We start from the raw sequence: 22,802 nt of genomic DNA, 5'->3' as shown, positions 1-22,802 counted from the left end.
AGGCTATGGTCCACCGCTCGGTAGCCCGGGCCATGACGCTTCGCGGGTCGCTCGACGTGACCGTCGACGGCGGCGTACAGTTCGCGTTCGCGGTTCGGAACGACGGCGAGGAGCCGGTCGAGTTGGCGTTTCCCGACGCGCTGGAGGCGGACTTCGCCGTGCTGGACGACGGCGAAGTCTGGCGCTTCAGCGAGGGGCGGCTGTTCGCGCAGGCGCTCGGCTCCGAGACGATCGCACCCGGCGAAGTCGCGACGTACGAGGCGTCGTGGGACGACCCGGATCCGGGCGAGTACGCGGCCGTGGCGACGCTGGAGGCACGCGAGCAGGACTGCGAGGCGCGGGTCGAGTTCTCGGTCGACGGCGACCGGTGACGCCGTGCGACCGGTCACCGAACGATACCACAACTGACAACTATCGGCACGGACCACGACCCGACGATCGAGATGGTCGGAGCGTTCACGCTCGCCGTGTCCCTCTTTCTGGTTCCCGGCGGGCTCTGGTACGGCTACCGGGCGATAACCGGCGCGAGGCTGTCGCAAACGCTCTCCGGGACCGCCCCCGACCGCGGCGTCGTCGACGGTGAACCGGCGACAGTCGACGGGACGGTCGTCGTCGACGAGCCACCCGAGGCCGCCGAAACCGCCGTCGGCGACGGCGACGCGGCCGTCGCCGCGTATCTCTGGCGGGCCAGGTTCCCGGAGTCCGGGGACAACGTGGTCGACCTGGAGGAGGGAGAGGTGCGCCCGGAGATGGCGACGTTCGCGTCCGGCATCGAGTCGGGGTCGTTCGCCGTCACTGACGGGGGCAGGACGGTTCGCATCGACCCGTCGTGGCTCGTCGAGTCCCACGACAGCCCCGCGCTTTCCGCGGTGAGCGTCGGCGGGATCACCAAGAGCGACACCTTCTCGACGTATCTCTGGGACTCGCCGTACGTCGACCTCTCCGGGGACACGAACGAGGTTTCGCTCGACCGGCTGGCGGGGGTCGTCGAGCGGCACAACGACGGCGTCGACCTCGGCGAGTACTCCCTCCAGTCGCGGGCGATCCGGGAGGGCGATACGCTGCAGGTGCGCGGCGAGGTCCGCGTCGAAGGGGGCGATCCCGTGGTCCGGGGAACCGACGGGACGCCGCTGCTCGTCTCGGACCGGGGGTTCGACGCCCACGCCGGCGACCTCCGGGTCAGCGCGGCGAAGTACGGTCTCGGGTCGCTCGTGATGCTCGGGTTCGTGGCAGCCCTCCTGATCGTGCTCTGAGGGTCCAGCGAGGACGGTGGGCCGTCACTCCAGCCGCTCGACCAGCTGCCGCGCAGCCTTCCGGACGGACTCGTCGCTGGACAGCGGCGGCTCCCAGCCGGTCGCGGCCAGCTTCTCGACGGAGAGGCGCATCTTCGGCACGTCGCCGGTCCAGCCGCGGTCGCCGCCGGTGTACTCGTAGTCGGGGTCGACGCCCATCTCGTCGGCGACGATGTCGGCGATGCGGGTGACGGAGGTGGTCGTCCGCGTCCCGAGGTTGTACACGTTGTGCGCGTCGTCGGCGGTCGAGACGACGTGGTGGATGGCGTCGACGCACTCCTCGACGTGGAGGTAGGACTTCTCCTGCCGGCCGTTCCCGAGGATGGTGAGCGTCTCGGGGTTCTCGGCCAGTTTCTCGACGAAGTCGGGGATCACCGAGCCGTCGAACGCCGGGCCGGGAATGTTGGCGAATCTGAACGTCCAGACGGTGAAGCCGTGGGCGTGGGCGTACGTCGACAGCAGCCCCTCCTCGGCGAGTTTGCTCGCGCCGTAGATGCTGATGGGTTCGAGGGGGGCGTAGTCCTCGGGCGTCGGGCGTGGTGCCTCGCCGTAGACGGTCGAGGAGGAGGTGAAGGCGATCCGGTCGACGCCGACCTCGGCCATCCGTTCGAGCAGGTTGTACGTCATCGCGTTGTTCGCGTCGAACTGCTCGCGGGGGCGGTCCGTGTCGACCTCCTTCGAGGCGGCGAAGTGGAAGACGACGTCGACCTCCGGGGTGACGACTTCCGCGACGCCGTCGGGGTCGGTCAGGTCCACCTCGACGAACTCGGCGTCGTCGGGCACCCAGTCGCGGTGGCCGTTCGAGAGGTCGTCCGCGACGACCACGTCGTTGTCGGCGACGAGGCGGTCGGCCATGTGGGAGCCGACGAGGCCGGCACCGCCGGTGACGAGCACTCGGGTTCCGGACAGGTCCATGCGTACCGGTCCGACGCTTCGCGGGAAGTACGTTGTGGTCACCGGTCGGGCCGATACCCACCACACAGCGTGGGTAGTGCGAACGCTTATGCCGCTTTCAGCCCACAGCTACGCCGTGAAATGAGCGACGGGACGGGGGTTGACACCGAACGGGAGACCGGCGGGACCGAGGCGATCGATCCGCCGGCGTCGTTCGTCGAGCAGGCAAACGTCAGCGACCCGGCGGTCCGCGAGGCGTTCGCGGAGAACTGGCCCGACTGCTGGGAACGAGCGGCCGACCTGCTGGACTGGGAGACGCCGTACGATACCGTGCTCGACGACTCGAACGAGCCGTTCTACGAGTGGTTCACCGGGGGGCGGCTGAACGCGGCGTACAACTGCGTCGACCGGCACGTCGAGGGCGGCGGGAAGAACCGCGCGGCGATCAGGTGGGTCGGCAAGCGCGACGAGACGCGGACGTACACGTACCAGGACCTCCACCGCGAGGTCAACGAGTTCGCGGCCGCGCTCCGGGACCTGGGCGTCGGCGAGGACGACGTGGTGACGCTGTACATGCCGATGATCCCCGAACTGCCGGTCGCGATGCTCGCCTGCGCCCGGATCGGCGCGCCCCACAGCGTCGTCTTCGCCGGCTTCGCCGCCGACGCGCTGGCCACCCGGATGGAGCGGGCCGACTCGGAGTATCTGGTCACCTGCGACGGCTACTACCGCCGCGGCACCGCGTTCAACCTGAAGAGCAAGGCCGACAACGCCCTGCTCGACGTGAACCACGACGTCCGGGAGACGGTCGTCGTCGACCGCCTCGGCGACGAACTGGGCCACCATCTCCCCAGTCACCAGCGCGACTACAGCGACCTGCTGGACGCCCACGCCGGGGAGCGCGTCGACCCGGTACCGCGCGACGCCGAGGACATGCTGTTCCTCATGTACACCTCCGGCACCACCGGGGAGCCCAAGGGCGTGAAACACACCATCGGCGGCTACCTCGCGCAGGCCGCCTGGACGAGCCACGCGGTGCTGGACCTCGAACCGGAGGACACCCACTGGTGCTCGGCCGATATCGGCTGGATCACCGGCCACTCCTACGTCGTGTACGGCCCGCTGGCGCTGGGCGCGACGACGACGATGTACGAGGGGACGCCGGACTACCCCGACCGCGACCGCGTCTGGGAGATCGTCGACACGAACGCCGTCGACGTGTTCTACACCGCGCCGACGGCGATCCGGGCGTTCATGAAGTGGGGGAAAGAGTACCCCGAGCGCCACGACCTGTCGAGCCTGCGCCTGCTCGGCACCGTCGGCGAGCCGATCAACCCCCGCGCCTGGAAGTGGTACCACGAACACGTCGGCGGGGGCGAGTGCCCCATCGTCGACACCTGGTGGCAGACCGAGACCGGCGGGATGATGATCTCGACGCTCCCCGGCGTCGACCCGATGAAGCCCGGGTCGGCCGGGCCGCCGCTCCCCGGCGTCGACGTGGACGTGGTCGACGCCGCCGGCGACTCGGTCGACGCCGGCGAGGCGGGGTATCTCACGGTCGAGAAACCCTGGCCCGGCATGCTCCGGACGCTGTACAGGAACGACGAGCGCTTCGTCGAGGAGTGCTGGCAGCGGACCGACGACGGCGGCTACCGCTACGCCGCCGGCGACGGGGCGACGGTCGACGGGGACGGCTACGTGACGGTGCTCGGGCGGATCGACGACGTGGTCAACGTCTCGGGCCGCCGCCTCGGGACGATGGAGATCGAGAGCGCCATCGTCGAGGTCGACGGCGTCGCCGAGGCCGCCGTCGTCGGCGCGGACGACGGCCCCGACACGGCCGTGTTCGCCTACGTCAGCACCGAGAGCGGCCACGACGCGACCGCGGCGCTCCGCGAGCGGATCGGCGACCACGTCGCGGCCGCCATCGGCCCGTTCGCCCGGCCCGACCGGGTCGTCTTCGCGCCGGACCTCCCGAAGACGCGGTCGGGGAAGATCATGCGCCGCCTGCTGACGGCCATCGCGGACGGCGACGACCTCGGCGACACGAGCGCCCTCCGGAACCCGGAGGTCGTCGGCGAGATCGAAGCCGCGGTCCGGAACGAGTGAGTTTCGGCTTCGCTGAAAAGCGGAAACGATGGTCGGAGATATCCGCGAATTTCCCCGAACTGACACACCGTTTCCACCGAAGGATTCATTTCGCTGTCGCTGTATCGGAGAAACGATGAGCGCGAGCGGGGCGACCACGGACCGGGGCGCGTGGCTCGACACGGCCGCCTACGAGCGGCTCCGGGGGACGACGGAGCGCTACCGCGAGGGGGTGCTGATCCGGCTGGCCGGCGAGGGCGGACTCCGGGCGGACGAGATGCCCCGGGTGCGCCCGGCCGACCTCCGGCAGGTCCGGGAGGAGCCGGCACGACACCTGCTCGCGGTGGCGGACGGCGACGGCGGCGTGGAGCGCGAGACGCTCGTCACGCCGGGGCTGGCCCGCGAACTCCGGCGGTACGCGCGGAGCAACGGGGTCGACCCGGACGACCGGCTCGTCGACGTGAGCGCGCGCCGCGTCCGGATGATCGTCGCCGACGCCACGGACCGGGCCGCCGAACGCACCGGCGACGACCGGTACGCCGACCTCTCGGTCGGGGACCTGCGGCGCTACTTCACCCGCCGCCTGCTCGTCGACGCCGACGCCAACCCCCGGGTCGTGAAGACGGCCTGCGGGTGGGGGAGCTTCGAGGCGCTCGAACCGTATCTCGACGCCCCCGACGAGGCGGCGCTCGTGGGCGCGCTGGACCGGCTCGTCGGCGACGGCGGCGGGGCGACCCCCGACGAACTCGACCGGCTCCAGCACCGGCAGGCGGTCGCGGCGGCCGTCCGGACCGCCGGCGAGGACGCGCTGGCCGCCGACAGCCGGGACGCGGTCGAGCGGGCGACCTGTGAGGGGCTGGCCGGCGGCCCGTACGTCGGCGCGTGGACGAACGCCGCCGGGGTCGCCGCCGACGCCGGGTCACCGAGTGCGGTCGCAGGCGTCGCCGACGACGCCGCAGCGACGATGGCGGCGGCGGTCGCGGCGACGGACGCCGTCGACCGGGCGGCGGAGACGGGCGAGCCGGTCGTCAGGCGGGCGGCCGACCCGCCGCTTGCGGGGGGTGAGGGGGAGGCGTTCCGCGCCTGCGGCGCGGCGTCGCTGGCGGTCGTCCCGCTCGTCGCGCGCGAGACGACCCACGGCGTCCTCTGTGTCCTGTCGGACCAGCCGGACGCGTTCGACGCCGAGGAGCGGGCGCAGTTGCGGGCGCTCGGCCGGCGCGTGGGCCACGCCGTCACGGCGCTCCGGCGGCGGAAGCTACTCCTCTCCGACGCGGTCGTCGAACTGGAACTGCGGGTCGACGGCGAGCGTTCCTTTTTCAACCGCGTCGCGGCCGACTGCGACTGCACGCTGACGCTGGAGTCGCTCGTCTCGGGCGACGAGGCGGCGCTCGTCTACTACCTCTCGATCGCCGGCGCGTCGCCGTCGGCCGCGTTCGACCGGGCCGAGGCCGCCGACGCGGTCGAATCGTTCCGGCTGGTCGAGGCCCGGGGTGACGACGCGCTGCTGGAGTTCGTCGTCACCGGAACGACGCCCGCCGTCGCCCTGACCCGGGCCGGCGCGACGGTGAGCGACCTGCACGTCGGCGGCGACGGAACCCGGCTGACCGCGGAGCTGCCCAGCGATGCGGACCTGCGGTCGGTCGTCGACGGGGTCGCCGACGCGTTCCCGAGCGCGGCAGTGATCGGGAAACGGGAGACCGAACGCTCCGCCCGCAGCGTCGACGAGTTCCGCCGCGGCGTCGACGACCGGCTCACCGACCGCCAGGAGTCGGCGCTCCACGCGGCGTACGCCGGCGGTTACTTCGACTGGCCCCGCGAGAGCACCGCCGAGGAGATAGCCGACGCGATGGGCGTCTCCTCCCCGACGCTCCACAACCACCTGCGGAAGGGCCAGCGGGAGCTCCTGCAGGCGGTGTTCGACGACGCTCCCGACGGAACGTAGCTCCGCCCCCGACGGTCCGGCGCGGCTCCGACAACGCTTCGGAACGGGCGACGGGTTTGTACATTTAGATGGAGGATTTATTGTGAAGGTTGGAGACTGAAACACTGTACCATGGGAGACAGTGAGTCACCGGAGGACGTACAGCTCGAAGCCCGCCTGGAGGAACAGGAGGCGTTCGAGCCGCCGGAGTCGTTCGTCGAGCAGGCGAACGTCTCCGACGAGGCCATCTACGACGAGTTCGCGGAGAACTGGCCCGACTGCTGGGAGCGGGCGGCGGACCTCCTCGACTGGGAGGAGGAGTACGACGCCGTGCTCGACGACTCGAACGAGCCGTTCTACGAGTGGTTCACCGACGGGAAGTTAAACGCCTCGGCGAACTGCCTCGACCGGCACGTCGCGGACGGCCGGGGCGACGAGGCGGCAATCGAGTGGGTCGGCGAACTCGGCGAGACGCGGACGTACACGTACGCTGAACTCCTGGACGAGGTCGAGGAGTTCGCCGCCGCGCTGCGTGACCTCGGCGTCGAGGAGGACGACGTGGTCACGATGTACATGCCGATGATCCCGGAGCTCCCGGTCGCGATGCTGGCGTGTGCCCGCATCGGCGCGCCCCACAGCGTCGTCTTCGCCGGCTTCTCCGCCGACGCGCTGGCAACCCGGATGAACAGCGCGGACTCGGAGTATCTGGTCACCTGCGACGGCTACTACCGCCGCGGCGACGCGCTCGACCACAAGGACAAGGCCGACGAGGGCCTCTCCGGCGTCGACCACGGCGTCGACACGGTCGTCGTCGACCGCCTCGGCGACGACCTGGACCACGACCTCGGCGACGGCCAGCACGACTACGACGACCTCGTCGCGGAACACGAGGGCGCGTCCGTCGACCCCGTGACGCGCGACGCCGAGGACATGCTGTTCCTCATGTACACCTCCGGCACCACCGGGGAGCCCAAGGGCGTGAAACACACCACGGGCGGCTACCTCTCGTACGTCAGCTGGACCAGCCAGGCCGTGCTGGACATCGAGGCCGACGACACGTACTGGTGCTCGGCCGACATCGGCTGGATCACCGGCCACTCCTACATCGTGTACGGGCCGCTCGCGCTCGGGACGACGAGCGTGATGTACGAGGGGACGCCGGACTACCCGGAGAAGGACCGCCTGTGGGAGATCATCGAGGAGTACGGCGTCGACATCTTCTACACGGCTCCGACCGCCATCCGGGCGTTCATGAAATGGGGCAAGGAGTACCCGGCCGAGCACGACTTATCGAGCCTGCGCCTGCTCGGCACCGTCGGCGAGCCGATCAACCCCCGCGCCTGGAAGTGGTACTACAAGCATATCGGGAACGAGGAGTGCCCCATCGTCGACACCTGGTGGCAGACCGAGACCGGCGGCATGATGGTCACCACGCTCCCCGGCGTCAACACGATGAAGCCCGGGTCGGCCGGGCCGCCGCTGCCGGGGGTCGACGCCAAGGTGATCCACCCGAACAAGGCGGAGGTCGACCCCGGGCAGGCCGGCCATCTCACGGTCCAGAAGCCCTGGCCCGGCATGCTCCGGACGCTGTACAAGAACGACGAGCGCTTCGTCAGCGAGTACTGGGCGGAGTACTCCGACGCGGACGAGGACGAGTGGATCTACTTCCCCGAGGACGGCGCGAAGATCGACGACGACGGCTACATCACGGTGCTGGGCCGCGTCGACGACGTGCTGAACGTCTCCGGCCACCGCCTCGGCACGATGGAGATCGAGAGCGCCATCGTCGGCGTGGAGGGCGTCGCCGAGGCGGCCGTCGTCGGCGGCGACCACGAGATGAAAGGCGAGGCCGTCTACGCCTACGTCATCACCGAGGACGGCTACGAGGAGGGCGACGACCTTCGCGACCGGATCGTCGAAGGCGTCGAGGACGCCATCGGCCCGATCGCGCGTCCGGAACAGGTCGTGTTCACGCCGGAACTCCCCAAGACGCGGTCGGGCAAGATCATGCGCCGCCTGCTCGAGGACATCGCCAACGACGACGACCTGGGTGACACGTCGACGCTGCGGAACCCCGACGTCGTCGACGACATCCAGGCGAAAGTCGGGGACGACTGAGCGGGCACCGTTTTTCGAACCAACGCAGGGAGACACCACCGAGCTAACGCAACTATGACAGACAACGACACGCGTGAGAGTGAGAACACCACGCACGATTCGGCGGACGGACGAGTCGAACCGGACGGCGGCACGGTCACCAGTGCCGCACAGAGCCACCGCGAAACCGACTACCTCGACAGGGAGGTGAACCTGCTGAAGCCGAGCACCCCGTTCATGCGCGACCACCTCCGCGTCGTCTGGACGGGGTTTGCCATCTGGGCCGTGGTCGTGTTCGGGCCGGTGACGGCGACGGCGATCGCGCCGGGCGTCATGACCCAGACGATCCCCGGCATCGGCTTCCCGCTGCACTACTTCCTCGTCTCGATCGGCGCGCCCGGCGGGGCGCTGGCGCTCTCGTTCTGGTACGCGCGGCGACGGGACAAGCTAGACGAGAAGTACGGCATCGAGCACGGGTCGGGGTCGAGCCCCGGCACCGGGGAGGGCACGCCGGCCGCTGACGGAGGTGTCGAGGAATGAGCGCGGTCCCGCTCCAGTTGCTCCCGGAGGGGCTCGAGGTTTCGTTCAAGCTCCTGCCGGCGATCCTCGTCCTCTCGATGCTGCTGCTGTTCCTGGTCATCGGCTACCTGTTCAAGGTGGCCGACGCCGAGGGGATGTGGGTCGCCGGCCGCTCAATCGGCAACGTGGAGAACGGGATGGCGATCGGCGCGAACTGGATGTCGGCGGCGTCGTACCTCGGAATGGCCGGCATCATGGTCCTCTCGGGCTTTTACGGGCTGGCGTTCATCGTCGGCTGGTCGACGGGCTACTTCATCCTGCTCATCTTCATGGCCGCGCAGATGCGCCGGTTCGGGAAGTACACCGCGCCGGACTTCGTCGGGGACCGGTTCAACTCCGACAGCGCGCGCGCCATCGGCGCAGTCACCACGTTCCTCATCGGCTTCGTCTACGCGATCGGGCAGGCTCGCGGGATGGGGCTGGTCGGCCTGTACATCTTCGGCGACATCGGCCTGCCGGGCCTCTCGGGCTACCAGTCGATGGTCGTGTTCATGATGGCGATAACGGTCGGCTATCTCACCCTCTCGGGGATGTTGGGCGCGACGAAGAACATGGCCGTCCAGTACGTCATCCTCATCGTCGCGTTCCTCGCCGGCCTGTACGCGGTCGGCTTCTCGCAGGGCTACTCGACGGTGCTCCCGCAGATCGAGTACGGGGCGCTGTTCGACCAGCTTAGCAACGAGTTCAGCGAGCCGTTCACCAACGAGAGCTACTACCTCTGGATCGCGACGGCGTTCTCGCTGGTCGTCGGGACCTGCGGCTTACCACACGTTCTCGTGCGGTTCTACACGGTCGAGAGCGAGCGGACCGCCCGCTGGTCGACGGTCTGGGGGCTGTTCTTCATCTGCCTCCTCTACCTGAGCGCCCCCGCGTTCGCGGCGTTCGGCGTCGACCTCTACGGCGGTGTCGGGATGAGCACCGCCGAGGCCGACACCATCGTCGTACTCGCGGCCCAACTGGCTGAGCTGCCGCGGTGGTTCGTCGGCTTCGTCGCCGCCGGCGGCATCGCCGCGGCGATCGCGACGACGGCCGGCCTGTTCATCGCCGGGTCGTCGGCGATCTCCCACGACATCTACGCCAACATCATCAAGGAGGACGCGACCCAGCGCGAGCAGGTGTTCGTCGGCCGTGCCGCCATCGTCGCGCTCGGCGTCATCACGACGCTGGCCGCGCTCGACCCGGCGGCTCCCATCGCCGCGCTCGTCTCCTACGCGTTCTCGCTGGCCGGCGCGGTGCTGTTCCCGATGTTCTTCCTCGGGCTCTGGTGGGAGAACACGAACCGCCAGGGCGCGCTCGCCGGCATGACCACCGGCCTCGTCATCTGGACGATCCCGATGATAAACGAGGTGCTGCCGACGTACGTCGGCTCGCTTGACGGCACCATCTCGCCGACGCTGGCCCAGTGGGTTCCGGCGATCGGATCGGCGCTGATCGCGGTTCCGATCGTGTTCGCCGTCACCATCGGTGTCTCGATGGCGACCGAGGAACCCCCGGAGGACATCAAGCGCCTCGTCCGGCAGTGCCACAGTCCCGAGCCGATGCAGCAGATGGACTCGGCGGAGGATATCGTCGATAGCGACGCGCCCGCAGACGACTGAACAATGTACGACAACATCCTGATCCCCACGGACGGAAGCGAACCGGCCCGCAGGTCGATCGAACACGGCGTCGACATCGCCGAGCGGTACGGCGCGACGGTACACGCGCTGTACGTCGTCGACCTGCAGGCGACCAACTACAGCCTCGGCACCGAGCAGGTCGAGCGCCTCCGGCAGGGCAAACTGAGCGAGATGCCGGAGGTGCGGGAGAAGGCCGACGAGGCGACTGCGGCGGTCGCTCGCGCGGCCGCAGATGCGGGGCTCGACGCCGTCGAACACGTCGCGGTCGGCAGCCCCCACGACGAGATCGTCGCGTACATCGACGACAACGACATCGACCTCGCGGTGATGGGGTCGCACGGGCGCTCCGGCATCAGCCGGGTGCTGCTCGGGAGCGTCACCGAACGGGTCGTCCGCACGGCGACGATCCCCGTGCTCGTCGTTGACGCGGATGACGAGAACGACGAGTAGCGCGTTCCGAAGCGAAACCCCCTAACCGCTCCCCCGCGACTGGTCCCCCATGCAGGGGGAACCCGAGGTCGCCGTGCTGCGGCTCGGCCACCGACCCGGCCGCGACGGGCGGATGACGACCCACGTCGGGCTGACCGCCCGCGCGCTCGGGGCCGACCGCGTACTGCTGACCGCGTCCACGCAGGCGAAGGAGACGGTCGAGGACATCACCGACCGGTTCGGCGGCCCCTTCTCGGCCGAACTCGTCGACTCGCCGAAAGCGACGATCCGGGACTGGCCCGGAGCGGTCGTCCACCTGACGATGTACGGCGAGCGCGTCCAGGACGTGGAGTCGGCGATCCGGGCGGCCCACGACGACGAGCCAGTCCTCGTCGTCGTCGGCGCGGAGAAGGTGTCGTTCGACGTGTACGAGGCCGCCGACTGGAACGTCGGCGTCACCAACCAGCCCCACTCCGAAGTTGCGGGGCTGGCCGTCTTCCTCGACCGCCTGTTCGACGGGCGCGAACTCGACCGCGAGTGGACCGACGCCGACCAGCGCGTCGTCCCGATGGAAACCGGCAAAAAGGTCGTCTCGCCCGACGAGGAGTGACAGCTACGGCGGCCCCGACAGCCCGGACGCTTGCCAGCCGATTGCCCGGTGTTTACGTCCCCCGCCCCGCAAATGCCGCTGGATGGAGGGCGTACTCTGGCACCTGCTCGCGAGTTCGCGCGGCGGTCCGACCAGGGTTCGCATCCTCCGGGCGCTCGACGACCGGCCGCGGAACGCCAACGAACTGGCCGAGCGGCTCGACATGGACTACACGACGATCCGGCACCATCTCGACGTGCTGCTGGAGAACAACGTCGTCGAGCGGTCCGGCGACGAGTACGCCGCGGTGTACCTGTGTACGGACCAGGTCAGGGCGAACTGGGACGTGGTCGAGGAGATCTTCGAGACCGTCGACGGCGAGGGCGACTGATGTCGGACGAAGTTTGGACAGCACATATAACGGGGAGTTACTAACGGGCACACGATGGACGTCTGGCTCACCGCCGCGAGGCTCGCGGCGGCCGCGAACGCGGTCGTGTTGCTGGGGCTGGGAGCCGTCTGGCTCCGCAACTACCGGCGACACGGCGCGAGCCACACGCTCGCGCTGCTCGTGTTCGCGGCGTTTCTCCTGCTGGAAAACCTCCTCTGGCTCTACTTCTACGTCCTCCACCCCGATTTCATCGCCTGGTTCGAGTTCTCGGATCCCGACGTGCAGGTCGGCGTCACGATGCTCTGTACGCTTGAACTCGTCGCGCTCGCGTTCGTCGCGCGGGTCACGCTCCGGTGACCCCCGACTCGGGACGAAGTTTGGACGCAGTTCGGAAAACGACTTTTCACGGGGAGCGCCTCCGAACGAATATGCCACCGACTCGGCGCAAACTCCTCGGCGCGACCGCAACGACGCTCGCATTCGCCGGCTGTCTCGGCGGGGGCGACGACGGCGACGCAACCGATACGGAGACCGATACCGACGCCTCGGGGATGGACGGCGACACCGAGACGACCGGGATGGACGGGACCGACAGTGACGGAAGCGGGATGGACGACGGCGCGACGGTGAGTGTGCGCTCCCACCCGGACCACGGCGAGGTGCTCGTCGGCCCCGACGGGCTGATGCTGTACATGTTCGACGAGGATACGCAGGGGGAAGGGGCGAGCACCTGTTCCGGCGGCTGTGCGGAGACCTGGCCGCCGCTCACGGCCGAGGATCCGACGGCCGGCGACGGCGTCACCGCCGAACTGACAACGTTCGAGCGCGAGGACGGCTCGGCACAGGTGGCCGCCAACGGCTGGCCGCTGTACTACTACGCGCCCGACGAGGAACCCGGCGACGCGACGGGGCAGGGCGTCGGCGACGTGTGGTGGGTGCTCGCCCCGGACGGGACGCCGGTCCGGGGCGACGGCGGGATGGACTCCGGAACCACCGGCGAGGACACGACCGACTCCGGACCGTCGTACGGCGTGTGGTAAGCGTACCAGAGTGGAACGGACATCACACTCGGATCTGCTCCCCGATCAGTACAGGCAGAAAGCTTACCAACTCTATGTGAGAGTGACACGTTATGGTCGAGAGCCCCGAAGTACAGTCCGTGGCTGTCGTCTTCGGCGTGGTGGTGACTGGGTTGGGCGGATACGGGGTCGTTCGTGGCCGTGTTTCCCGGGCGGAATTCGCGTTCATGCTGGTTGGAGCCGCCGCGTTGCTCGCGTACGGTGTTTCGGGGGCTGCAGCGGTGCTCTCGCTCCCGCAGTTCGTTTCGGACCTCCTCGCCGGGGTCAGTGGACTGGCGTTTATCGGGCTCTTTCTGTACTGGGCGTACAATCACCAGTCCGAAACGGGCGATTGATTCCCGGACCGTGCGGGAGTTCGTCCACGACGGCCGGAGATCAGTTGCCCACCGAACTGGCCTGCTACCCCGGGAGGCATCGCCCCGGAACGAACCGAGTGAGTGATTCGGAGGTAAGCGATTCCGACGGAATCGCGAACCTCGGAAGGCGAGCGAAGGGAGTCTTCCGGAGGTGAGCAGTCCCGAAGGGACTGCGAGCCACGAAAACCGAACCGAGTGAGTGATTCGGAGGTTTTAAACGCCTGACCGCCCCGGTTGTAACCAATGGCTTTTGAGGACCTGCTCGAGGACCCCGTCATTCAGAAGTACCTTCACGAGCTGGTCGGACCGAAGGGGATGCCGGTCGCCGCCGCCCCGCCGGACGGCGAAGTGACCGACGAGGAACTGGCGGAGGAGCTGGACCTCGAACTCAACGACGTGCGCCGGGCGCTGTTTATCCTCTACGAGAACGACCTGGCGACGTATCGCCGCCTGCGAGACGAGGACTCCGGGTGGCTCACGTACCTCTGGACGTTCCAGTACGAGAACATCCCGGAGAACCTGGAGGAGGAGATGTACCGGCTGCTGGAGGCGCTGGAGGAGCGCGAGGAGTACGAGCGCAACCACGAGTTCTACCTCTGTGAGGTCGACTCCATCCGCTTCGAGTTCGGCGAGGCGATGGACTTCGGCTTCGAGTGCCCCGAATGTGGCTCGCCGCTGGAGGCGATGGAGAACACCCGGCTCGTCGATTCGATGGAGGACCGCATCGCGGCGCTCCGCGACGAACTGAACGTCGAGGCATAATGGTCGTCCTGGCAACCAAGCTGTACGTCGAGGGCGACGCCCGGGAGCGTGCGGTCGACTCGCTGCGCTCGCTGGTCGGGAACGCGCTGGACGAGTTAGACGTGAGCTACGAGGTGGGCGTCCGCCACGACGACTTCCCGTCGGTCACCGTCTCCGGCGAGGACGCCGTCGTCGCGCGGAACCTGCTCCGCGAGGAGTGGGGGGAGATCACCGGCGAGTTCGAGGCCGGCGAGACGTACGTCGGCACGCTGGAGCGGTGGGACGAGGACGGGTTCGTCCTCGACGCCGGCGAAGCGATCCGGGTCCCGACCGACGAGTTCGGGCTCGGCCCCGGCTCGCCGGAACAGGTCCGCGAACGGTTCGGGCTGGTGCAGCACCTGCCGATGCGGTTCGTGTACGGCGGCGAGGACGACGCCCACAGCCTCGCCGACGCCGAGCGCGACCGGCTCTACGAGTGGACCCGCGGCGACGGCCGGGTCAACGTCAACAGCGCGACCCGCGCCGAGGTGCGCGCGACGGTGAACCGCGCCGGCCACGCCCGCGACATCGTCACCGTCGAGCGCCTGGGCCTGCTCGAACAGTCGATCGTCTGCGGCGAGGGCACCGACCCGCCCGGCCTGCTCGCGAGCATCGGGGAGTACCTCCCCGCCGAACTCCGCTGCGTTGTCCCATGAACAGGCGGCTCCTCCTCGGCACGGTCGTGGTCGGCCTGCTCGCCGTGACGGCCGGCTGTAGCTTCGGCCCCTTCGCCGACGACATCACCGACGAGGAGCTGAACGAATCCGCCGAATACGACTGGGAGACGAACGCGACGGCGACGATAACGATCGAGGGCGCGGAGTACCAGGCCGTGTACGACGTCTCGAACCAGTCCGAACTGACCGTCTACCAGCAGGGCTTCGCGGGCAACGAGCCGGTGAACGTCCGCGCGGTGCAGTTCCGGGACGCCAACGGGACGTTCGTCAACGGCTCGGCCCTCGACGTGGAGAAGCAGGGGAGTGAGACGGTGATCGACCTGCCGTCGGAGAACGGAACCGTCGCGTACACGGCCGACACCCGCCCGAAGCAGTTCGGGTCGCCGGTGCTCGTGGAGGGGTCCCACGAGGTGGTCCTGCCGCCGAACCACCAGACCGGGAACTTCCTGTTTAGCCACGTCAGCCCCGGCAACCCCGAGAAGGAGGTCGTCGATAACCGCGTCCACCTGCGGTGGGACGACCCGGAGGGCAACGTGTTCGTCCGGTACTACCTCGACCGGGACATCTACATCTTCGGCGGGATCGTCGCCGTCCTCGGCGTCGTGCTGGTCGCCGGCCTGATCTACTACCTCCGGCAGATCCGCGAACTGGAGCGCCGCCGGGAGGAGATGGGGCTGGACGTCGACACCGAGGACGACGAGTTCGACGACGGGCCGCCGCCGGGGATGGGGTAGCCCGCGAGCTTTTACTCACCCGCCCGTAAGCAAGGCGCATGAACGCCGCGGTGGTCACTGTCGGCGACGAACTCCTGTCGGGCGACACGACCAACACGAACGCGACGTGGATATGCGACCGGCTCGACGGCCGGGGGGTGACGGTCGAGCGCGTCACCGTCGTCCCGGACCGCGTTGCCGACATCGCCCGCGTGGTCAACGAGTACCGGGCCGAGTACGACGCCGTTCTCGTCACCGGCGGGCTCGGGCCGACCCACGACGACGTGACGATGGAGGCGGTGGCGGCCGCGCTCGGCCGCGACGTGGTCGAACACGAGGTCGCGCTGGAGTGGCTCGCGGAGAACGGCGGCTACACCCGCGACGACCTCACGGAGGGGACGGCCGACCTCCCCGAAGGGGCTCGCGTGCTCCACAACGAAGTGGGCGTCGCCCCCGGCTGCGTCGTCGAGTCGGTGTACGTCCTGCCGGGCGTCCCCGCAGAGATGCAGGCGATGTTCGAGCGAGTCGAGGCGGAGTTCCGGGGGGCGGAGAAACACGTCGCGGTCGTCGAGGCCGACGAGCCGGAGAGCGCCCTGCTGTCGCGCGTCGACGACCTCCGGTCGCGGTTCGACGTGACCGTCGGCTGCTACCCCGGGGACCACGTCCGGGTGAAGATAAGCGGCGGCGACGCCGACGAGGTCGCCGCGGCCGCCGACTGGATCCGCGACCGGGTCGAGCCGGTCGAGAACTAGCGGGACCGACCGCTTGTCACCGCGCCGGTCACCGATACAGGTACGCGAGCCAGGCCGCGGTGATGAGCAGGCTGACGCCCAGCACGCCGTAGCCGACGGCGTCCATCGGCAGCGCGGTCTCGGTGAGGATCGTCGTCATGTCCGGGGCGTTTCGGTGCCGCGCTCTTAACTCTTGACGAACCGGCGCGGGCAGACGATTTTTGCCTGCACGCGCGAAGATCCGTCCATGCGACGGATCGGGGTAGTCGTCAACCCCATCGCCGGGATGGGCGGTCGAGTGGGGCTGAAAGGCACCGACGGGAAGGTCGAGGCGGCCCGCGAGCGCGGCGCGGAGCCGCGCGCGCCGGACCGCGCTCGCGAGGCGCTCGACGCCCTCGCGGAGCGTGCCGACGCGGTCGAACTGCTCGCCGCCGGCGGGCGCATGGGCGCGGACGAGGCGGCGGCCGCGGGGTTCGACCCCGAAGTCGTCACCGACCCCGGCGCGGAGACGACCGCCGCGGACACCCGCGAGGCGGTCGCCGAGTTCGTCGACCGCGGCGTCGACCTCGTGCTGTTCGCCGGCGGCGACGGCACCGCGGTCGACGTGGCCGAGACGCTGACCGACCGCGACAGCGACGCGCCGATGCTCGGGGTCCCGGCCGGCGTGAAAGTGTACTCCTCGACCTTCGGCGTCTCGCCCCGAGATACCGGGCGGATCGCCGCGACGTTCGAGGACGTTGCCGACCGCGAAATAAACGACATCGACGAGGACGCCTACCGCGGCGGAGAGGTGGAGACGGAACTGAAAGCCGTCCGGCCGGTGCCGGTGGCCGACGCCGTGCAGTCGAGCAAGCAGCTCGGCGGCGGCAGCGTCGAGGGGCTGGCAGCTGGGGTCGCCGCCGACGTCGACCCCGACACGACGTACGTCCTCGGGCCCGGCAGCACCGTCGGCGCGGTGAAGGAGGCGCTCGGGTTCGACGGGTCACCGCTCGGCGTCGACGTGTGGCACGACGGCGAAGTGCTGGTGCGGGACGCGACCGAGGACGAGATCCTCGAATCGCTCGGCGACCGCAACGTGATCGTCGTCTCGCCGATCGGCGGGCAGGGGTTTCTCTTCGGCCGCGGCAACGACCAGATATCGCCGGCGGTGATCCGACGGTCCGAGGTCGAGGCGGTCGCCTCGAAGGCCAAACTCGACACCGTCGGCGTCCTCCGGGTCGACACGGGCGACGAGGCCGTCGACGAGTCGCTCCGCGGCTGGCGGAAGGTCCGGGTCGGTCGCGTCGAACGCCGCCTCTTGCAGGTCGTCTGAGCAACCCACCCCTGCCGGACCGGCAACTATTGTTATAATATCTCCCGTAGTGTTAATGGTGGTATAGTCAAGGTTAAGGTATCCGCTCGCCATTGAACTGCCATGGAAACACGCAAGGTGCAACGGCTGGGGCCGTCCACGCTGGCGATGACGCTGCCCGCGGAGTGGGCGCAGGAACACGACGTCGAGAAGGGCGACGAGGTGTCCCTCCGGATGGGCGGCAAGGGGACGCTGACGGTGATGCCGGAGTCGGTCAGCACGGGGGACTCGGAGGCGATCATCCACGCCGACGACCTGGACGCCGACGCCGTCGAGCGGGCGATCCTCGCGCAGTACGTGCTCGGCCGCCGGGTCATCCGCGTCGAGCAGTCCTCGGGCGCGCTCGACTCCGACCACATCAACGCCGTCTACAAGGCCGAGACGCAGCTCATGGGCCTGGGCGTCATCGAGGAGACCCCGGAGAGCATCTCGATCCGCTGTTCGGTCGACCCGGAGGACTTCACGCTCGACAACCTGCTCGAACGGCTCGAATCCACCGGCTCGACGATGCGCGGCGAGGCGATCAAGGCGCTGGCCCACGGTAACCCGGACCTCGCTCAGCGGGCCCTGAACCGGGAGCGTCAGGCCAACAAGATCTTCGTCCTCCTCCTGCGGCTCATCTTCACCGCCTACCAGAACCCCAACCTCGCCCGCGCGGTCGGCCTGGGCGACGGCTTCCCGCTCATCGGCTACCGCTCGATCGCCAAGAACCTGGAACTCACGGCCGACAACGCCGAGGACATCGCCGAGATCGTCCTCGAATCGGACGGCCACAGCCTGGACATCGACAGCGGAACGATGCGGCGCATCCGCGAGTTCACCGACGACGTCGACGAGATCACCGCGCTCGCCGTCGAGTCAGCGGTCAAGCGCGACTACGACCTCACCATCGAGGTCCGACAGCTGTTCCACGACATCGGCGACCGCCAGCAGGAGATCCTCTCGGACCTGCCGGAGATGGAGAACGACTCGTTGCTGGAGGTCCGCGAGGTGCTCGTCAGCCTCCAGCAGACCGCCGAGTTCGCCATGCGGAACGCCGAGATCGCCGCGAACCTCGCGCTGAACGAGGAGAGCGAGCACACTACCATTAACTAAGAAAGCCCTTGCGCGCCGCTGGCGCGGCGCGCTGCGCCCTTTTCATGTCCGCCGCAACGCGCTCGCTTCGCTCGCGCGTTGACCCAGGTACCGCTAGTCTGCGCGAGCCTTCGCGGTCGCGAAGGCACGCTTCGAGTGCCTGCCCTTCCCCGAACGCTCGCCCGCGGCGCGTCGGAGTGCCGCGCGCTCGCGCTGGCCGCGTGGTCATGTCGGCCGGCTACATGGGATACCGGCTGCTGCACCTGCAGCTGACGGGTGATTGACTGCAGACCGGCGACGACCGCTAGTCGGCCGTCGCGCTCGGCTGTGCGGCGTCGGGGTGCTCGTCGGGCATCTCCGCGTCGTCGCCGACCTTGGTCGCGGTCAGCGGGCTCCGCGTTTCGATCTCGCAGTCGAACGCGGGGTGTTCGGCGAAGTGGCGGACGAGCATGTGTTTGCGCGACCCAGTGATCCCGGTGTGTTCCACGTCGTCCGCGGAGAACGTGCCGGGCAGGCGGTCGTACAGTCGGCGGACGGCGTCGAAGCTCTCGAACACCTTCGCGTTGCCCGCCGAGTCCGCGCCGCGGCGGCTCACCTCGTAGGAGCCGTCCTCGCGGTACGTGCCGGCCGTCCGGAAGAACTCGCGCGTCTCGGTCACGGCGTCGCTGATCGCCTCGCGCAGCGCGACCGCGTCGCTACGGGCTAGCTCGTGTTCGTCGCCGTCGACGTGAACTACGACCGACTGTCCGCCCTGCGTCGTCGATACCGATACCTCATCGCCGGAGAAGAACTCGATCAGGAGCCTGTGAACTCCGTGTCATGCGTCTACCCATGGTGACGGGAGCCTCAAAACTCTATCGGCGTCAGCCCGACGTTTCGTTGCCGCTCCCGAGGATGTCCGTCTCGATGGTCTCCTCGTGAGTGATGGCGTCCAGCGGGACGTCCAGCGACACCGTATCGCCGGTGATCGAGGTCGGGTCCTCGACCTCTATCGTCGCCGCGAACTCGATGCGCAGTTCGGTCCGCTCGTCGTTGCGGAGGTGCGAGACCCACCATTCGTCGAGGTTCTCGTTCCGGATCGCGGTGCGCGTCCGGATCTCCTCGGTCGTCCGTGGTTCGATGATGTACTCCCGGTCGCTGGTTCCCTCGCCGACCGTGATGCCGTTCATCGTGATCTCGTAGCGGATCTGCGTGACGGTGTAGGGGACGTTCTCGGGGTTGTACGCGACGAACGCCGTGTTCACCGGCGTCTCCGCCTCCGTGACGTTCCCCCACCGACCGCTGGTCTCGTTGACGTACAGCACCGGGCCGTCCGACAGGGGGCTGTCCCCCTCGATTTCGCGGGTCTCGGTCGAGTTGAACCGCTCGATCATGCTCGTGTTGATCGTCCGTCCCCGCTGGATCGTCACGCCCTGCCCGAGCGTCCCGGAGCGGATCCGCGCATCGATCGCCACGTCGGTCCGCTCGCCGTTGCGGATGTGGGTGACCCACCAGTCCGGGATCCGGCGGTTGTCCATGTACGTCTCCAGCCGGAGCTCGTTCCGGCCCGGCGAGAGGGCGAGGCTCCCGCGCTCGCCCGCCGCCATCCGCACGTCGTTCATCCGGACCGTGTACGTCGCCGAGGCGTCGAGAAAGCCCGTTCCGACGGGGTTCGGGTTGGAGACGGTCAGGTCGGTCACCACCACCGTCGTCGTGTCGTTGACGTCGCCGAACCGGTTGTCGACGGATTCGACCGCCGGGACGCCGAAGACGCCGAGCGCGACGGCCGCGCCGAGGGCGACGACCACCACGCCGAGCGCCGTCGCCGCTATCCGGATCTTACTCCCGAGAAACGCCGCCTTGAGACGGTCTCCGTTCATCGACCGGCTCAACGAACGACGCCGAGTTAGTACTGACGGGAGGCCGGGACACGAACGATATAAGTCCCCGCCGCGGGAAGCAGTGGGTATGGCTACCGATACGGTCGCGTCGGACAAGGGGATCGGGTTCGCGATGCTGTTCTCGCTGCTGACCGCCGCCGGTGCCGTCGGCATGTACGTCGGCGCGCCCGAGCGGGCCGCCGCGTGGGGCTTCGGCGCGGCGATGCTGTTTGCCTCCCTCGCCGTCGCGTACATTCACGTCTACTGGTAAGCTCTCCGTACCCACGGAAATGGTTATACGTGTCAGCGACGTATACACGCGCGAAGACGATGACTGACTACACCGAAGAGGAACGACGCATCCTCGCGTACCTGAGCGAGAGCGTCTCCCGGGGCGAGCAGTACTTCCGGGCCAAAAACATCGCCGACGCCATCGAGCTGTCGGCGAAACAGGTCGGCGTCCGCCTCCCCCGACTCGCCGAGAAGAGCGACGAGGTCGACATCGAGAAGTGGGGCCGCGCGCGCTCGACGACGTGGAAGGTCACGCGGAGCTGAGACGCTCGGTCGCCCTGCCGAAGCCGCCCCGAACACGAGTCGCTCGTGCCCGCCGGCTCCGTACGTTCCAGCGGACTTTTACCCTCCCGGGTCGGACGTTCGTACTATGACTGTCCGGGTCCAGCGGACCTTCGAGTTCGCCGTACCGCCGGAACGAATCTGGGAGTTCATCGCCGACCCGGAGAAACGCGCACGCTCCATCAGCGTCGTCTCCGACTTCGAACTCCGCAACGAGGACGGCACGGAGGCGGTCTGGTACGTCGACCTGCCGATCCCGTTGCTCGACACGTCCGCGACGGTCCGAACGGAGGACGTCGAGCGCGACCCGCCCCGGTTCGTGAAGTTCGTCGGCCGGTCGAAGGTGATGCGGGTCACGGGCGAACACGAGATCGAGGCGACCGCCGACGGCTGTAAGCTCCACAACTCCTTCGTCGTCGACGGCCGGCTTCCCGGCGTCGAGCGCTTCTTCAAACGGAATCTCGACGCCGAACTCGACAATCTGGAGGCGTCGCTCAGAGCCGACCTGGAGGTCGAGGCGTGAACGTCGCGCTGGCCCAGATCCGGATCGAGGCCGGCGACGTGGCCGGCAACCTCGACCGCGCGGAGTCGGCGGTCGCGTCGGCCGCGGCGGCGGGCGCGGATCTCGTTGCGCTTCCGGAAGTGTTCAACGTCGGCTACTTCGCGTTCGACCTGTACGGTCGCCGCGCCGAACCGCTCGACGGCGAGACGCTGACGCGGATCCGGGACGCCGCGGCCGAGCACGGCGTCGGCGTCCTCGCCGGGAGCATCGTCGAGGACCTGAGCGAGACCGAGACCGCCACGACGCCGGCCGACGAGGGGCTTGCCAACACCGCGGTCCTGTTCGACCGCGACGGCGAACGCCTGCTAGTTTACCGAAAGCACCACCTCTTCGGCTACGAGTCGGCGGAGAACGAACTGCTGACGCCCGGCGAGCGCGTGCCGACCGCCGAGTTCGACGACCACACGGTCGCCGTCACGACCTGCTACGACCTCCGGTTCCCCGAACTGTACCGCGGTTTCGCGGAGGACGTGACGCTGACGCTGGTGCCGAGCGCCTGGCCGTATCCGCGGGTCGAACACTGGCAGACGCTCTCGCGGGCCCGCGCCGTCGAGAACCAGTTCTACGTGGCGACGATAAACGGGAGCGGCGCGTTCGACGACGCTGAACTGCTCGGCCGGTCGACCGTGTACGACCCGTGGGGGACGCCCGTGGCGAGTAGCGACGACGACCCCGCGCTGGTCACCGCCGAGGCCGACCCGGAGACGGTCGCCGCGGTCCGCGAGGAGTTCCCGGCGCTGCGTGACCGCCGACTGTAGCGCGGCCCGGTGGCTTTATTCGTCTCCGCACCGTACGCCCAAGCGCCAGCAGTCGACGCTTTTCACGTCGTGCTGGCAAAACCCGTCGCGCTCGCGTCCGCGTCCACATCACATCCGGAACCGCCCGGGCGGTTCCGGTCCGGGGCGTCCCGCCGTACCTTTCGTCTCTCACTTTCGGCCCGCGTCACTCCGTCAGTCGGTTGACCAGCAGGGGATCAGCCTCGGTGTATAAAGAGAAGCGCGAGCCGTCAGTCGTCGCTCGCTACGAAGGAGCGATCGCAGTTCGGACACGCCTACCGGCGGTCCTCCCCGCTCAATCGTCTCCTTCGGTCTTGATGTCCGCGGACAGCCCCTGTGCCATCTCGATCTCCTTCGAGTTGTTCAGGGTGA

Annotated in this window: 26 protein-coding genes; 23 read left to right on the top strand and 3 right to left on the bottom strand. The window is 68.9% G+C overall.

Annotated elements, in window-relative coordinates:
* Nucleotides 1–32: 32 nt before the first annotated feature.
* The gene (locus D8896_RS10635; RefSeq protein ID WP_121822369.1) at nucleotides 33–371 is read left to right on the top strand and encodes a BsuPI-related putative proteinase inhibitor; all 339 of its coding nucleotides are present in this window, start codon (nucleotides 33–35) and stop codon (nucleotides 369–371) included.
* Between the two features lie 72 nt (nucleotides 372–443).
* Entirely contained in the window at nucleotides 444–1,253 is an 810-nt protein-coding gene (locus D8896_RS10630) for a hypothetical protein (RefSeq protein ID WP_162991533.1), read from the top strand.
* A gap of 24 nt (nucleotides 1,254–1,277) precedes the next feature.
* On the opposite strand, the gene D8896_RS10625 is transcribed toward D8896_RS10630, so the two are convergent.
* The gene (locus D8896_RS10625) at nucleotides 1,278–2,207 is read right to left on the bottom strand and encodes an NAD-dependent epimerase/dehydratase family protein (RefSeq protein WP_121822083.1); all 930 of its coding nucleotides are present in this window, start codon (nucleotides 2,205–2,207) and stop codon (nucleotides 1,278–1,280) included.
* A 120-nt stretch (nucleotides 2,208–2,327) separates the two neighbouring features.
* Between D8896_RS10625 and acs (D8896_RS10620) the strand changes: the two genes are divergently transcribed.
* From acs (D8896_RS10620) to D8896_RS10540, 17 genes are all read left to right on the top strand, one after another.
* The gene (gene acs, locus D8896_RS10620; RefSeq protein ID WP_121822082.1) at nucleotides 2,328–4,295 is read left to right on the top strand and encodes an acetate--CoA ligase; all 1,968 of its coding nucleotides are present in this window, start codon (nucleotides 2,328–2,330) and stop codon (nucleotides 4,293–4,295) included.
* 115 nt (nucleotides 4,296–4,410) lie between these two features.
* Nucleotides 4,411–6,216 (top strand): bacterio-opsin activator domain-containing protein, encoded by a 1,806-nt coding sequence (locus D8896_RS10615; protein ID WP_121822081.1) that lies wholly within the window; start codon nucleotides 4,411–4,413, stop codon nucleotides 6,214–6,216.
* Between the two features lie 111 nt (nucleotides 6,217–6,327).
* On the top strand, nucleotides 6,328–8,313 hold the full coding sequence (acs, locus tag D8896_RS10610; RefSeq protein WP_121822080.1) for an acetate--CoA ligase: 1,986 nt from the start codon (nucleotides 6,328–6,330) through the stop codon (nucleotides 8,311–8,313).
* Nucleotides 8,314–8,367: 54 nt separating this feature from the next.
* On the top strand, nucleotides 8,368–8,832 hold the full coding sequence (locus tag D8896_RS10605; protein ID WP_121822079.1) for a DUF4212 domain-containing protein: 465 nt from the start codon (nucleotides 8,368–8,370) through the stop codon (nucleotides 8,830–8,832).
* Complete coding sequence (locus D8896_RS10600) at nucleotides 8,829–10,469, top strand: sodium:solute symporter family transporter (protein WP_121822078.1); 1,641 nt, start codon at nucleotides 8,829–8,831, stop codon at nucleotides 10,467–10,469. The genes D8896_RS10605 and D8896_RS10600 overlap by 4 nt, the downstream gene beginning before the upstream one ends.
* Before the next feature lie 3 nt (nucleotides 10,470–10,472).
* A complete protein-coding gene (locus D8896_RS10595) occupies nucleotides 10,473–10,940 on the top strand; it encodes a universal stress protein (protein ID WP_121822077.1) in 468 nt (155 codons plus the stop codon).
* A gap of 49 nt (nucleotides 10,941–10,989) precedes the next feature.
* Nucleotides 10,990–11,529: a tRNA (cytidine(56)-2'-O)-methyltransferase gene (locus D8896_RS10590; RefSeq protein ID WP_121822076.1), complete on the top strand. Its 540-nt coding sequence runs from the start codon at nucleotides 10,990–10,992 to the stop codon at nucleotides 11,527–11,529.
* 82 nt (nucleotides 11,530–11,611) lie between these two features.
* Complete coding sequence (locus D8896_RS10585; protein ID WP_121822075.1) at nucleotides 11,612–11,899, top strand: winged helix-turn-helix domain-containing protein; 288 nt, start codon at nucleotides 11,612–11,614, stop codon at nucleotides 11,897–11,899.
* A 54-nt stretch (nucleotides 11,900–11,953) separates the two neighbouring features.
* Nucleotides 11,954–12,256 carry a hypothetical protein gene (locus tag D8896_RS10580; protein WP_121822074.1) on the top strand — a complete coding sequence of 101 codons (303 nt, stop codon included), beginning with the start codon at nucleotides 11,954–11,956 and terminating at the stop codon, nucleotides 12,254–12,256.
* A 71-nt stretch (nucleotides 12,257–12,327) separates the two neighbouring features.
* The gene (locus D8896_RS10575; protein WP_121822073.1) at nucleotides 12,328–12,939 is read left to right on the top strand and encodes a COG4315 family predicted lipoprotein; all 612 of its coding nucleotides are present in this window, start codon (nucleotides 12,328–12,330) and stop codon (nucleotides 12,937–12,939) included.
* Nucleotides 12,940–13,031: 92 nt separating this feature from the next.
* The gene (locus D8896_RS10570; protein WP_121822072.1) at nucleotides 13,032–13,313 is read left to right on the top strand and encodes a hypothetical protein; all 282 of its coding nucleotides are present in this window, start codon (nucleotides 13,032–13,034) and stop codon (nucleotides 13,311–13,313) included.
* Nucleotides 13,314–13,577: 264 nt separating this feature from the next.
* Nucleotides 13,578–14,096 carry a transcription factor gene (locus tag D8896_RS10565; protein WP_121822071.1) on the top strand — a complete coding sequence of 173 codons (519 nt, stop codon included), beginning with the start codon at nucleotides 13,578–13,580 and terminating at the stop codon, nucleotides 14,094–14,096.
* Nucleotides 14,096–14,770, top strand: a complete 675-nt coding sequence (locus D8896_RS10560; RefSeq protein WP_121822070.1) for a DUF2110 family protein — start codon at nucleotides 14,096–14,098, stop codon at nucleotides 14,768–14,770. Before D8896_RS10565 ends, D8896_RS10560 begins: the two co-directional genes overlap by 1 nt.
* Nucleotides 14,767–15,525, top strand: a complete 759-nt coding sequence (locus tag D8896_RS10555; protein WP_121822069.1) for a DUF5803 family protein — start codon at nucleotides 14,767–14,769, stop codon at nucleotides 15,523–15,525. The genes D8896_RS10560 and D8896_RS10555 overlap by 4 nt, the downstream gene beginning before the upstream one ends.
* Before the next feature lie 38 nt (nucleotides 15,526–15,563).
* On the top strand, nucleotides 15,564–16,256 hold the full coding sequence (locus D8896_RS10550; RefSeq protein WP_121822068.1) for a competence/damage-inducible protein A: 693 nt from the start codon (nucleotides 15,564–15,566) through the stop codon (nucleotides 16,254–16,256).
* A gap of 226 nt (nucleotides 16,257–16,482) precedes the next feature.
* Nucleotides 16,483–17,547, top strand: coding sequence for an ATP-NAD kinase family protein (locus D8896_RS10545; RefSeq protein WP_121822067.1), 1,065 nt, complete (start codon nucleotides 16,483–16,485; stop codon nucleotides 17,545–17,547).
* A gap of 102 nt (nucleotides 17,548–17,649) precedes the next feature.
* Nucleotides 17,650–18,681 carry a phosphate signaling complex PhoU family protein gene (locus D8896_RS10540; protein ID WP_121822066.1) on the top strand — a complete coding sequence of 344 codons (1,032 nt, stop codon included), beginning with the start codon at nucleotides 17,650–17,652 and terminating at the stop codon, nucleotides 18,679–18,681.
* Nucleotides 18,682–18,964: 283 nt separating this feature from the next.
* Here D8896_RS10540 and D8896_RS10535 read toward each other — a convergent pair whose 3' ends face one another.
* Entirely contained in the window at nucleotides 18,965–19,456 is a 492-nt protein-coding gene (locus D8896_RS10535) for a DUF7528 family protein (protein ID WP_449404866.1), read from the bottom strand.
* 67 nt (nucleotides 19,457–19,523) lie between these two features.
* Nucleotides 19,524–20,519 (bottom strand): LEA type 2 family protein, encoded by a 996-nt coding sequence (locus tag D8896_RS10530; protein ID WP_162991532.1) that lies wholly within the window; start codon nucleotides 20,517–20,519, stop codon nucleotides 19,524–19,526.
* An 88-nt stretch (nucleotides 20,520–20,607) separates the two neighbouring features.
* Between D8896_RS10530 and D8896_RS19390 the strand changes: the two genes are divergently transcribed.
* The 4 genes from D8896_RS19390 (at nucleotide 20,608) to D8896_RS10515 (ending at nucleotide 22,412) form a co-directional block, all read left to right on the top strand.
* Complete coding sequence (locus tag D8896_RS19390) at nucleotides 20,608–20,790, top strand: DUF7525 family protein (protein ID WP_162991531.1); 183 nt, start codon at nucleotides 20,608–20,610, stop codon at nucleotides 20,788–20,790.
* Between the two features lie 59 nt (nucleotides 20,791–20,849).
* Nucleotides 20,850–21,074 (top strand): DUF7123 family protein, encoded by a 225-nt coding sequence (locus D8896_RS10525; RefSeq protein ID WP_121822064.1) that lies wholly within the window; start codon nucleotides 20,850–20,852, stop codon nucleotides 21,072–21,074.
* A 106-nt stretch (nucleotides 21,075–21,180) separates the two neighbouring features.
* Nucleotides 21,181–21,615: an SRPBCC family protein gene (locus D8896_RS10520; RefSeq protein ID WP_121822063.1), complete on the top strand. Its 435-nt coding sequence runs from the start codon at nucleotides 21,181–21,183 to the stop codon at nucleotides 21,613–21,615.
* Nucleotides 21,612–22,412 carry a nitrilase-related carbon-nitrogen hydrolase gene (locus D8896_RS10515; protein WP_121822062.1) on the top strand — a complete coding sequence of 267 codons (801 nt, stop codon included), beginning with the start codon at nucleotides 21,612–21,614 and terminating at the stop codon, nucleotides 22,410–22,412. The genes D8896_RS10520 and D8896_RS10515 overlap by 4 nt, the downstream gene beginning before the upstream one ends.
* The last annotated feature ends 390 nt before the right edge of the window (nucleotides 22,413–22,802 follow it).

It is taken from the genome of Halostella salina (assembly GCF_003675855.1).
Classification (GTDB): Archaea; Halobacteriota; Halobacteria; order Halobacteriales; family Natronoarchaeaceae; genus Halostella; species Halostella salina.
Note: the sequence above shows the minus strand (reverse complement) of the source record. Positions and strands in the feature narration are given on the sequence as shown.